The sequence below is a fragment of the Bacillus sp. SM2101 genome (genome assembly GCF_018588585.1).
GTDB classification, from domain to species: domain Bacteria; phylum Bacillota; class Bacilli; order Bacillales; family SM2101; genus Nanhaiella; species Nanhaiella sioensis.
Map to the genome: position 1 here is coordinate 86,724 of NZ_JAEUFG010000008.1, position 13,295 is coordinate 100,018.

Consider the following 13,295-nt stretch of genomic DNA (forward strand, 5'->3'; position numbering starts at 1 on the left):
TATAAATACGATTTAATCAATATTACTGAGAGAAAGTGATCTGATAATATCTTACCACAATACTTCCTATTTGTTCCAAAACTTATAACAAACAACAAAATAATGATTTTTTGTAAACGTGAAAAATATTGGTGGCTAAAGAAATGATGAGGAATATTTAATTGAGGTATTTGAAAAGAGTTATCCTACTTGAACACATCTCTAATACAAAAGCAGGATAACTCTTTGTATCTAGCCGAATTTCGTCGTACGTATCTTACTCAGCACTTGGGGAAAAAGCGTAGATTTTCCATGTGTCTTCTTGCATATCTTTTTTCAAATAGTACTTACCTTCAGCATTTTTAGTTGATGTTACATCTAAATCCAAATCGCTGTTTTTAATCTTGATTTCATAGTTTAAATCCTTGATTTGTACTGTAACGTATCTATCAGTTGATGTTGTTACTAATAAAGAAAAATTGTTGTCCGCATTAATTGCAAATTCATCAACTTCTTCTTTCATTTGTTTAACAAGGGATTTATAGCTCTCTACTGCTGCTATTCCTTGAGCTTGATAAAAGCCGATCGAGTCATTTATATATAATTGCTCTAATTCATCAAATGATTGGTTTGTCGATAATTCATTTTCATTCTCTATATATGATCTTAAAAACGAGGTAAGTTCATCATTAGTCGGTACATTTGCTAGCTCTTGATTTAATGATCTATAGATCATTACTACTGCTTGAGCTCTTGTTGCATGATCCCTAGGTTTGAAAGTTTCATCATCATACCCTTTAACAATTCCTAGTGAACTTGCTTTTTCGATGTCTTCATACGCCCAGTATGAATTTGTAACGTCCGTGAACGATTGTTCGTCACTTTGTTCAAAAGATATTGTATTTTCAAATGCTCGTACGATCATAGCTGTTAGTTGGTCTCTTGTAATTTTTTCATACGGTGCAAAGCTGCCATCTTCCTTCCCATTAACAATGCCATGGTTACTTGCAACATTTACATATTCATAAAACCAATCATCAGATGTGACATCAGTATACGTTTTACCTTGTTGGCTAGTTTGTAGACCCATTGCATTAACGAGTATTTTTACAAATTGGGAACGGGTAACATTGTCATTAGGTCTTATTTCCATATCATTTTGGTTATTTAAATAACCGTTAATAATATCAGCTTGTATAAAATGATTTATTTCAGTGTAAGCCCAATAATCTTCCTCCAAATCAGTTGGAAGATACGCAGAGACAGGTTTGTCTTGAGCAAAAACAGTCTGCATAGGAACACTTAACAGAACGAGTATAAAAGCTAAGAAGATTCTAGTATATTGAAACATTGTTTGCTCCTTTCTAAACAAATGTTGTTACATATAAATTTTATCTTGGTAGAGAATGTAAATCATTATTAAAATAATGGAAAAACCAGAGTGGAAAGGAGCGAAGTGTAAAATATTTCATCCCTATTAGTAAACTTTACTAATATTACGTTTGTAAAAGTTTTAAGCAACTGTTTTCATGTTATAGTAGGGAAGTTAGCAGGATTACTAGTTTTATACGGATCCTCTCTTAATTAGTGACTATTTTCACATTGATTGTTATTCTTCGTTAAGAAGTAAACTCCTACACAACTAGAGTTCGTTCCATCTTTTTCGCTTGTAAAACGAATTCAAGCTGTTAAAATTTATTTTTAGCAAATGTTTACTTTGAAGACAACAGCAACAAAGTTTACATAAAGACCATAATTAACATAACAACAATATATTACAAAATTAACCAGTACTTAATGTTTGAACCGACTAGTCATTTGTTGTATGATATACCCGTGACTTATTAGTCATATTGTAAAGTGAAAAGGATGAATTTTTACTGTTTGTGAGCTAGTACATATATTAGTTTTGGTGTTTTAGGAGTTGAATATGTGTGACTTCCTCTTGTATGCAAGCTTTTATTCGTGTTTGTGATTAAATGCACGTGATGGAGGTAAAAATTGAAGGGAGCGATGACTGATGGGTCAATTTAAAGTTCGGTCCGAAAAATTAATTGCAGAGTTGATTAAACAAGGAGTGAAGATAGAACTATCAAAACCGAGGGCGGATTTATCTTCACTTAAGACATTCAAAGAAATGACTAGTAAACAGTCAACAATTATTCATGATTGGTAAACAATAATAGATCAAATTACCGGAAGGGGAGCAAAAATGAAATTAAGTGATTTTTCCATTAGGAGGCCTGTATTTACACTAGTATCTATGTTACTAGTCATTATTTTAGGCTTTGTTTCACTATTAAATATTCCACTAAAATTAATACCTGATATCAAGCCGCCAATCGCGGTTGTAGTTGCATCATATCCTGGTGCGAGTCCAGCAGAAGTTGTTGAGAAAGTAACGAAACCACTTGAAACTAATCTTTCAACTCTACCTGGGCTAAAGACGTTAACTTCGACATCACAGGAAAGTGCAAGTTTAACGTTAATGGAATTTTCATGGACGACTTCTATTGAGGATATTGAAAACGAAGTACGTAGTAGAATTGATCAGACACAACTTCCAGACGATGCAGGAAAACCAAGCTTTATGAAGTTTGATCCGTCACAGTTTCCTATTATCCAAATGTCTGTCACAGCAAACGCTAATGATAAAAAAGAATTGCAAAGTTTAGCAGATGGACTATCTCAGGAATTAACAAAAATAGAAGGCGTTGCAAGTGTTAATTTATCTGGGAATACGATAGACGAAATTAAAGTTGAACTTGACCAAGGTTTACTCCAACAGTATTCATTAACTCAAAATGATATAGTAGATCTGTTGAAAGCACAAAATATTTCTTTGCCTGGAGATACGATTTTAACTGATGGGAAGGAGCTGACTACTAGGGTTATAAGCTCGATCATATCAGTGGATATGCTGAAAGAAATAGCAATTACAGTAGATCCAACAACTGGAGAAAAAGTTACTCTTGGTGATATAAGTGAAGTGAAAGTTGCTCCACAAAACGAAGATACAATCACTCGTTCAAATCAGGATCCAGCTTTACTAGTTAGCGTACTACAGCAGTCCGATGCAAACACAGCCTCTGTTTCAGCGGCATTTAAGGATAAACTTGATGACATCCTTGGCAAAGAGAAATATGAGGATGTAGAAGCCCAAATTTTATTTGATCAAGGTGATTTTATACAAGTAGCGATTGATAATATATCTACTACACTTATACTAGGTGGACTATTTGCGATGGTCGTATTATTCTTCTTCCTTCGTAATGTAAAAAGTCCGTTTATTATTGGAGTTGCAATACCGTATTCAGTTATATTAACTTTTGTACTCATGTATTTCTCAGATTTTTCATTAAACATCATGACACTAGGTGGGCTTGCACTAGGCATTGGGATGTTAGTAGATAACTCGATAGTTGTTATTGAAAACATATATCGGCATTTATCAATGGGGAAGGACCCAAAAGAAGCAGCCTCTCATGGCGTAAAAGAAGTAGCAGGTGCCATTACAGCTTCAACATTCACAACTATTGCAGTGTTTGTTCCAGTTGTCTTTATTACAGGAATTATTGGTGAATTGTTTACTGAATTTGCAATGACTATTGCATTTAGCTTGTTTGCATCATTAGTCGTAGCATTAACAGTTGTACCGATGCTTGCAAGCCGTATGTTAAAAGCTCCAAAAGAAAATAAAGAGAAAGTACGTCGAGACTCTCCATTTATGAAAGGTCTTGATCGTTCAATTAAGTGGGCTCTTCGTCGTAGAGCTGTTGTATTAATTATTGCTGTTGTATTTTTAGGATCTGGACTCTATGGAATTACAACTGTAGGGATGGAATTTTTACCAAAAACTGATGAAGGCTTCTTTACTATTTCAGTAGAGTTGGAAAATGGTACAGCGTTAACTGAAACAGACAAAGTAGTTGAACAAATAGAAAACGTGCTAGCAGATGAAGATGATGTTGATGTGTATGTCAGCTTGCTTGGCTCTACACAAGAAAATTCATTTAGAGGTACCAGTCAAGGGAATATTGCTGAAATTTCTGTGAAAATGAAGGACTTTGATAATAGAGAGCGTTCTACATTCCAATTTGTTGACGATGTGAAGCGTGAGATTGAAAAAGAAGCCGAAAGAGCAAACTCAACAGCAGAAGTTTCATTCAATTTGCAATCAACTACTGGTTCTGCGCCAAACACACTATCTTTTAGTGTGAAGGATATTGATAAGGAACGACTAGAAGATGCTGTAACACAAATTTATGACGAACTTCTTACGATAGATGATGTAACAGAGCTCACAACTGATTTAAGTGATACAGTGGAAGAAGTACAAATGACAGTTGATCGTGAAAAAGCATTTGCGAATGGCTTAGCACCCGCTCAAATTGCTATGACTGTTAACAATGTGACACGTGGAGTAAATGCAACTAGAATTACCGATGAAAGTAATGAAATATTCAACGTGCATGTTAGCTATGATAAAGATATTACATCTAACCTCGATCAATTAAAAACGCTGTTAGTGAAGAAGCCAGATGGTTCATATATTCCTATTTCGGATGTAGCTGAAATTACAATTGGCGAAGGTCCTGTTAACATACAGAGGATCAATGAGCAAAATGCAGTACAATTTACGTTGAAATATGCTAATTCAACCAATTTGGGTGCAATTTCTAGCGAAGTCGATGAAAAGATAGCTGATTTAGATTTAAATGATGAAACCGAGATTACCTTCGGTGGGGATCGAGACCTATTAGAGTCTTCTATCGATGATATGGTATTTGCGTTTATTTTAGCGATTGTTTTTGTTTATTTAGTCATGGCAGCTCAATTTGAATCATTAAAATATCCGTTTGTAATTATGTTTACCGTTCCATTAATGGTCATTGGGGTATCCATTGGCTTAACAGTTACAAGGGTTCCTGTAAGTTTAATGGCGATTATTGGCTTGATTGTACTAGCTGGTATTGTTGTAAATAATGCGATTGTGTTAATCGATTATATTAATCAGAAGAAGAGTGATGGCTATAAAACGTATGATGCAATCGTAGAGGCGGTTAAGGTTAGGACGCGTCCGATATTAATGACAGCTACAACAACTATATTAGGTTTATTCCCGTTAGCACTCGGACTTGGCGAAGGTACGGAAATGAATCAGCCGATGGGTATTACAGTTATTGGTGGGTTATTAAGTAGTACATTCTTAACATTATTCGTCATTCCAGTTGTGTATAGCTTCTTTGATAAAGAGACGAGAAGACTGAATAAAAAATACATTACTCCTGATGGTCATCTCATTCCGGCATATTTATTAGATGAAATTCACGAAAAGCCAGAAGTCAAAGAACAAGCTGAACAATTACCACCAGTTGAAGATACAATTTATAGCGAGGATAATTTACCAGTTGAACAAAAGGAACACAAAAACGAAGACATGGTGTCTATGCTCGAAAATATATTAAAGTTAGTAAAGGATCAAGAAGGGAAAAAGAATGACAACCTAAAAGAAGATAAAGAGAAATAAAATATTCAAGACTACAATGAACAATGTAAAATAGGTGGAGTTGACTTTCTCCACCTAAAACATATTTAATCTAAATAATATTAGGGGAAATGACATTCTTTTTACTATTAATATTAATTGTAAATGATGCTGTCCTACTATAGAAGGTCAGCCCCTCTTTCATTTTAAGGATATAGGAAGTGATTGGATGAAAGATAAAAAAATATTCATCCTAGAAACTGCGATGAAATTGTTTGCGCAAAATGGATACCATAACACCTCAATGCAGGAAATTGCCCATGAAAGTGGCGTGGCGAAAGGATCATTATATAATTATTTCTCTTCTAAAGAAGAACTGTTTTTGTCAATTTTTAAGCATTTTTATGAGCATTTTACAAAACAAATGTCTGAGCAAATCAACGATGAAGTCAAATCTGAAAGAGACCGTTTTATTATTCAAATCCATCGCCAACTAAAAGAATTTACGAAGTATCGAGACTTTTTACAAATGCATATGAGAGAGAAAGCCTTTCCAGAGAGGGGCAAAATAAAAAGTTATTTATTTCAAATGCGAATAGAAATGTATCGCTGGTACAAAAGTCGCATTCTTGCTATTTATGGAGATGATATTCGTCCATTTGCTTTTGATTTAACTGCTATGTTCAGTGGGATGCTCGTAGAATATTTATCCTTTCTCATATTTGACTATCAAAAACTTGATTTAGAAAAACTAGCTGGATACTTAGTAGATCGATTGGATGACCTTGTAAAAAGTGTTGCAAATAAGCATGAGGTTATTATAAATGAGGACTCTATACGTCAATATTTTAGTCACCTTACAAATGATAAATATCAAGAAATTGTCCATATGATTTTGCAAATGAAGGAAATAATTATTGGTGCAAATTTAACAGATGATGATGAGAAACACGCGCTGGAGACGTTAGAAGTTTTACTAACGCAGTTTCAAAACAATGATGAATCTCCGCGAGTAGGAGTAGTACAAGGCTTATTGCTTTTTTTAGAAAAACTACAGATAGATGACATGATGAAGTATATTACATCTATTCGCAGTTTGATATAGGAGGGGATCGTATGCGCTTTGTGACGGCAAAGAAGGATGACCGCTTGTTTGTAGGTACTGTAAATAAAGAAATGACAGAAGTGCTAGATTTAAACGCCACTGAACAGGACGCTTTTACTGATAAATTAATTCCAGAATCATTGCTACAGTGTATCCAACTTGGTCATATGTTTGAAGAACGTGTTCAACAGATAGTAAAGTGGGCTAAGCAAAACAACAACAATGTTTACACTTTAAATGATGTAGAGTTGTTAGCACCCATCCCAAGACCATCGAAGAATGTATTTTGTGTCGGCAAAAACTATGCTGACCATGCGATAGAAATGGGAAGTGCAGCGGATATTCCAACCGATGTAATGATGTTTTCTAAAACTCCAACGACTGTCATTGCTACTAATGAAATCGTATTAAATCATCGAGATATAACTAACCAGCTCGATTATGAAGGGGAGCTTGCAGTCGTTATAGGTAAGAAGGGGAAGGGCATCTCAGAAGATGAGGCATTAGATTACGTATTTGGATATACTATAGTTAATGATATTACTGCAAGAGATTTACAAGCACGGCATAAGCAGTTTTTACTGGGAAAAAGCTTGGACACTTCATGTCCAATGGGACCAGTGATCGTTCATAAATCGCTCGTCAAGCAGCCGAATCAATTAAACATTGAGACGAGAGTGAATGATGAGGTACGTCAGAGTGCAAATACAAAACAATTTATTTTTTCTATTGAAAAGATTATTTCAGTACTTTCTCAAGGTACAACGTTAGAGCCAGGAGATATTATTGCGACAGGAACACCAGCAGGTGTCGGTAAAGGCTTTAGCCCTCCTAAGTTTTTACAACCTGGTGATGTTGTAGAAGTAACTGTCGAAGGAATTGGTACTTTATCCAACTCCATAGAAAAATAGAGGATGTCAAATAAATTTTCATGTGAACTGCTGAAGGAGATTTCAGTTGCAACATCTACAATAAACTCTTATTTGACCCTAAAAATTTCAATATTTGTTCAAAAGGCTGTTTATTATCTACTTGATGAAAAGTATGTAATGGACAGCCTTTAGTTGTTACTCTTTCTATGATGGATTCCATTGGAAAATGCTCAATTTTTAATTGATGATTAACCTCATGCCAAAAAAGAGGCGTTGCCACATATGCACCTACATTTCCTCTTACGGAATATGGTGCAATAATTGTTTTACCTTCAGCGTGCTGAACATAGTCGATATATAAGCGATTTTCCCGCTTTTTTTTCAAACGTTCTACCGTAAATTTCTGTGGGTCATTTTCTATTAAATAATTTGCAATAAATCGAGTAAATAACCGTGTATCATGATAAGAAAATGTGTTGGGTGGTAATGGTATATATACTTGTAACCCTTTATTACCTGAAGTTTTCACAAACGATTGAAGCTGTAATTGATCGAATATTTTCTTCATCAATAGAGCTGCTTGGACTGCAAGTTTAAAATATTGCCTAGAGGGAGGGTCGAGATCAAAAACAATTTCACTTGGACCCTTAGACTTAATGCTATTAAACGGCACGTGAAATTCAATTGCAAGTTGGTTTCCGAGCCAGGCTAACGTTTCAGCATTGTTACATATGATGTAAGTAATATCTTCATGTTTAAAAGTTTGAACAAAGTCAGGAGCATATGCTGGACAGTTTTTTTGATAAAACTTTTCACCATACATCCCGTGCGGGTAACGGATTGTAGTTAATAATCGATTTTGTAAAAAAGGAAGCATGTAGTTTGAGATGCTGTTTAAATAATCGAGATAATCGCGTTTAGTAATAAACCTCTCTTTCCATAATCTTTTTGCTGGGTTTGTTACATGAACAACGGTAGTAGAAGTAGATTCAGGCTGGTTTAGCTGTTGTTCAACGTGAAGCTTTTCCCACGTACATACATTTACATTTAAATCTGTTAAAAACCTTGAAAATATTGGTTGTCTTAAACTGCCATTATAAACTTCCAGATATTTTAGCTCTACACATATACTAGGCTGTATGCAAACAAATTGAGTTGTTTCAGTTTGTTTGTTGTCTTGAATTACTTGAGAAAGTGTAGATCTTTCAACAGGACTCAAACCGTGTGAAAATAAACCTATTTCGTAAATGCTACCCTCCCGAAAGAGACCTACGTGAAAGTAGCCATTTGGTTTTTCATATTTCGTCACAAAAAACTGACCTATTTTCCAGTTTTTCACCTTTATCCAATGCGTCGTTCGTTTCCCAGCTTCCCATTTACTATGTATTTGTTTCGCAATAAGCCCTTCACCGTTATGTAACTGCACTTCATTCCATAAGGAATCAAAATGACAAGATTCACTAATAAGTTGAATAAGATTCTCCCTATCCATTGTGACAGTAGTAGGGAGAGCCAGCTGTGAAAATAAGTGATGTAATTGTTCCTTGCGTTTAACGTAAGGTAGATGTGTCGTCATATTACCGCTATATTGTAGCAAATCAAATACTAAAAAATAGGCTGGAGCCTGGATAAGGCTGTGTTTAATTCTTTCTTGATCTTTTAAGCGACCCCTAAATTGGATTTTAGAGAAATTAGCTTTTATAGATGAATCCAAAATACATATCTCACCATCTAAGATGAGAGGAAGAAATGACTCAATCTTCTCCAGCCTCATGCTCTCCACAAATGATTTTATTTCAGGGAATTGGTTTAGTAAATTATTCCCGTTACGACTCATTAACTTACATTCATTATGATCAATAAACAATAGCCCTCGAAAACCATCGTATTTGACTTCATAAGTCCATTCTTCTCCTTTTGGAGGGGTAAATGACAATGTTGGAAGCATAGGTCTTATCATGCTTTTTCCCCATCCTTTCATTTTACATTTAAATTTAGAATACCTATTTGAGCCGAAGAAAATACTTTACTGATTATAACTGTATTTTTCTTGAACCGATTGAATAAAAGATTCATACAATAGCCTAGATAATAATTCCTTATATGCCTACAGAGAGGTGGAAATTAAGTGATACAGACACATAATAAATGTAGTTGTAACGTTCCAAAAACACTTCAACCGAAGAAAGAATGTATTATTCAGGATGAGACATGTGGTAATTTTACTTTGAGTTGTGGATGTAAAGATGATATATGGACTTCCCCTTCTTTTCCTGTTGGAGGTACAGTCACAGTGTTTTATGACAAGGGCTGTGCAGATATATTAACAGTAAATATATATTTAAATTTAAATATTGTAGGTACATTAACAATTCCTAATGCATTTCAAGGAAATAACGGAAATACACGTTCAATTACTTTAAAGTCTTTTAATCGAATTGAAATATGCTGTCATGGTCAAACAGATCAATCCAAGAGTTGTACAGGTAAATTTTGTATAAGTATTAATTACCCATGTATGTAATGAGAAGGTATGTAGCACTTAATAAAGAAGAATAATCAAAATTGAAAATAGTATTGAAACAATGTTGTTTTTAATTCATGTTTACCAAATGAATGAACAAGTTAACGATCCTTTTTAGTTATTATATTCTTCTGCAACTACCTCTCCTTTTATTATTAATAATACAAAAAATAAAGAACTTTTCTAAAGGAATTGTTATTACAATAAATCACAGTTATAGAAGTACTAAGGCACATTTATATAAATAAATTGGACAACCTCTCTTCTGAATATGTAAGGGCAGTATTCAATAATTAAGTCATTTTGAAATTTTTATACAAACTTAGTGATTCCGTTTATACAAGCTGATATGTTAGTACATAAATTATTAGCAAAGAAGGGAGGGGAAATAATGTCAAATTGTTGTTGTCCTGATAGAGGGGATGAATTTTTTAAAGATGAATTATGCGGAAACTTCACCATACCTTGTGGTACACAAGAAGTTGTTATTTGGACTACTGAAAATGATGCAATGGAATTTTTTCCAGTCACTGGCTCGTTAACAGTATTTTTAGATAGAGGCTGTGGAGATTTAACAGTGGAATTGTTAGAAGGTGGTACTACTGGTACAGTGGTTAAAACTTTAACGATTACACCAGCAATGATGAGTAATAATGGGAATAGTATGTCTACTACACAAATAGGTTTTGATACAGTTCGATTGTCTTGTGCGGATGACATGGATACAGGTGCTGCATGTCGTGGGAAATATTGCTTATGCGTTAACTATGAAGCAGCAATTTAGCTTTTATACTGAAATGAAGTAAATAAAAAGTGGAAAAGAGTATTAATTGGTTTCTTATTATTAGCATACAAAGGTCTGACTCCACAAACTCAACAGTGTCAACTTAACTCTATACTAACGATTGTTATATATAATATATAGTTTGTGAGTTAGTCTCTTTGTAATTGTTGAAGTAAATATCAAAATTTAAGAAGACAATCAATTATTTCAATGCCCATATAAATAATAATTACATACCTTAGTATATTTATTTTGTTGGGAGGTGATATTATGCCGTGCTGTTGTCCAAATGGAGACACTGGTAATGGTGGAAACATTCGTAATTGTGTTTGCACGGTTTTAGAAGATAATATAAATCAAGATGTAATTTTAACAACGAATAGTAATACTATATTCTATGCATTTGGTAACATAAGAGAGTCAAGCACAGGACAGGGAAATTGTTTTGTTACTGTATATTTTAGGGTTAGTGAAGTAGATTTAGAATCAGGTTGTGTTACTTTACAATTGTTACAGCCAGAAGGAAACAGAGAAATTAATGTAGGCAATCAATGTTGTATTAGGTTGAATCAAATTTGTCAAAATGATGAATTAGATTTAACCCCTATAGATGATACTGTCGTAGTAGATTGTAGCTGTCTATGTTCTGTCCAAATCATACCTCCATTGTAAAAAATGTATTTAATCAACATCAAATGTATATTGTATTTTGGCATTGCCAATGCTAAACGAACCTTACTCATCATATTAAAGGATGCTTATAATGATTGGTAAGGTGCTTTATTCTGATATTATATATGATCTATTTGTATTGTGTTTAAACTTAGTTTGGATATTTACATATTAATTAATAATAGGAACGTTGAATGTTTTTCATTTTTACTACATAACAAAGGAGATTTTTATATGCAAAAAGCCGTATTTTTAGATAGAGATGGAGTTATTAATGAGGTGTTGTCACATCGTGTGAAATTTGTAAATAAACCGAGTGATTTTTATTTATTGGATGGCGTAGGTGAAGCGATAAAGTTGTTAAATCAAGCAAACTATAAAGTCTTTGTTGTAACGAACCAAGGTGGGGTTGGGTTAGGGTATATGAAGGAACAACAGCTAATACGTGTACATGAGAAAATGAAGCTTGATTTGAAGGAGTACGGAGCGATGATTGATGATATTGCTTATTGTCCCCATAAACCTCACGAGGGATGTGCATGTCGAAAGCCTGAACCAGAGATGATTACGAATCTTGCGCAAAAATATAACATCGCGCTTAAAGATAGCTATATGATCGGAGATCGTGATGTGGACATTTTTGCAGGTAAGTCGGCAGGGACAAAAACCATCTTAGTTGGAAATGATGAACAGCTTGGATTAGCTGATATGTGGTTTGCAAATTTATTACTTGCTGTTAAGTGGATTATAGACGAAGGAGAACGTGTGACATAATGGATATAACCTAGGCGAGAAGAATTCCCGCCTGATTTTAGTAATTGTTTCTATGATGTTACCTTCTTGCGGGATGTTCTCTGTTTTGTTTTTGTAGTACCTTTGTTATTAGCTGGTGTTGCGGATTGTGGTTGTTCCTTAGTTCTGTCAATGCTTGCTTGCAATGCACTCATGAGATCAACTACATTTGTTCTTGGTATATCGTCAACACTAGTCGTTTCATCGGTGTTAACCTTTTCCTCGATAAGCTTCATTAATGCAGTACGATAATCATCCTTATATTTGCTTGGGTCAAAATCTGTCGTTAATTGATCAATTAATAACATAGCTGTATCAAGCTCTTTATTATTAATCTCTATTTGTTCTGGTATATTTGGCACGTCACTAACATTTCGCACTTCATCTGGATAATGGATCGTTTCCATGAGGAGGCCATCATGATATACCCTAACAATAGCTAGATGACGCTTTGAACGAATAGTTATTTCGGCAATGCCAATCCGTTTAGATTTTACAAGTGCTTCTCTTAATAAAGCGTATGCTCTAGTTCCATTATCATTTGGACCAATAAAATAGGAGCGATTAAAATAGATAGGGTCAATATCATCTAAATTAACAAAATCAATAATTTTAATACTCTTCTCCTCATATTCCTCTTTTAATTCTTTCATTTCTTCTTCAGATAAAATGACAAATTTTCCTTTAACATATTCATAACCTTTTACTAGGTTATCATTTGTTAGTTCCTCATTACATATTGGACAGATCTTCTCATATTTAATTGGAGTTTTACATTTTTTATGTAACGATCGGAATTTAATATCTTTATCTTCAGTTGCTGCATATAGTTTTATTGGGATCGTTACAAGCCCAAAACTAATTGACCCCTTCCAAATTGTGTGCATGACAACGCCTACCTTCCAAAGATTATATAATGTTAGCATTAACAACAAAAGGAATATGATAAGTTACAATCTTTTCCTTGATAATTTTTAAGTGCAGACAAATACAGCTGTAATCAAAAAATGAGCTCTTTTCAAAAGCTTTATGATTATTTTGATTAGGCTGTTCGCACTATTAGATGCTTTTCGTAAAAA

General features: G+C 34.0%; 11 protein-coding genes. 8 read left to right on the top strand and 3 right to left on the bottom strand.

From position 1 onward, the window contains the following. Positions 1-256: 256 nt before the first annotated feature. A complete protein-coding gene (locus JM172_RS09635; RefSeq protein WP_214482020.1) occupies positions 257-1,330 on the bottom strand; it encodes an S-layer homology domain-containing protein in 1,074 nt (357 codons plus the stop codon). A 669-nt stretch (positions 1,331-1,999) separates the two neighbouring features. Here JM172_RS09635 and JM172_RS09640 point away from each other — a divergent pair. The 4 genes from JM172_RS09640 (at position 2,000) to JM172_RS09655 (ending at position 7,483) form a co-directional block, all read left to right on the top strand. Then, positions 2,000-2,155 (top strand): hypothetical protein, encoded by a 156-nt coding sequence (locus JM172_RS09640; RefSeq protein WP_214482021.1) that lies wholly within the window; start codon positions 2,000-2,002, stop codon positions 2,153-2,155. A gap of 36 nt (positions 2,156-2,191) precedes the next feature. Beyond that, a complete protein-coding gene (locus tag JM172_RS09645; protein ID WP_214482023.1) occupies positions 2,192-5,509 on the top strand; it encodes an efflux RND transporter permease subunit in 3,318 nt (1,105 codons plus the stop codon). A gap of 187 nt (positions 5,510-5,696) precedes the next feature. Beyond that, positions 5,697-6,572: a TetR/AcrR family transcriptional regulator gene (locus JM172_RS09650; RefSeq protein ID WP_214482024.1), complete on the top strand. Its 876-nt coding sequence runs from the start codon at positions 5,697-5,699 to the stop codon at positions 6,570-6,572. Positions 6,573-6,583: 11 nt separating this feature from the next. Beyond that, positions 6,584-7,483: a fumarylacetoacetate hydrolase family protein gene (locus JM172_RS09655; protein WP_214482025.1), complete on the top strand. Its 900-nt coding sequence runs from the start codon at positions 6,584-6,586 to the stop codon at positions 7,481-7,483. A 55-nt stretch (positions 7,484-7,538) separates the two neighbouring features. On the opposite strand, the gene JM172_RS09660 is transcribed toward JM172_RS09655, so the two are convergent. Continuing rightward, positions 7,539-9,404: a DNA ligase D gene (locus JM172_RS09660; RefSeq protein ID WP_250886595.1), complete on the bottom strand. Its 1,866-nt coding sequence runs from the start codon at positions 9,402-9,404 to the stop codon at positions 7,539-7,541. 168 nt (positions 9,405-9,572) lie between these two features. Here JM172_RS09660 and JM172_RS09665 point away from each other — a divergent pair, with 168 nt between their 5' ends. The 4 genes from JM172_RS09665 (at position 9,573) to JM172_RS09680 (ending at position 12,198) form a co-directional block, all read left to right on the top strand. Beyond that, complete coding sequence (locus JM172_RS09665) at positions 9,573-9,968, top strand: DUF3992 domain-containing protein (RefSeq protein WP_214482026.1); 396 nt, start codon at positions 9,573-9,575, stop codon at positions 9,966-9,968. A 391-nt stretch (positions 9,969-10,359) separates the two neighbouring features. Continuing rightward, entirely contained in the window at positions 10,360-10,752 is a 393-nt protein-coding gene (locus JM172_RS09670; protein WP_214482027.1) for a DUF3992 domain-containing protein, read from the top strand. Between the two features lie 270 nt (positions 10,753-11,022). Next, a complete protein-coding gene (locus tag JM172_RS09675; RefSeq protein WP_214482028.1) occupies positions 11,023-11,424 on the top strand; it encodes a CotY/CotZ family spore coat protein in 402 nt (133 codons plus the stop codon). 234 nt (positions 11,425-11,658) lie between these two features. Further along, positions 11,659-12,198, top strand: coding sequence for a D-glycero-alpha-D-manno-heptose-1,7-bisphosphate 7-phosphatase (locus JM172_RS09680; protein WP_214482029.1), 540 nt, complete (start codon positions 11,659-11,661; stop codon positions 12,196-12,198). A gap of 50 nt (positions 12,199-12,248) precedes the next feature. Here JM172_RS09680 and ku read toward each other — a convergent pair whose 3' ends face one another. Then, the gene (gene ku, locus JM172_RS09685) at positions 12,249-13,103 is read right to left on the bottom strand and encodes a non-homologous end joining protein Ku (RefSeq protein ID WP_214482040.1); all 855 of its coding nucleotides are present in this window, start codon (positions 13,101-13,103) and stop codon (positions 12,249-12,251) included. Positions 13,104-13,295 lie beyond the last annotated feature (192 nt).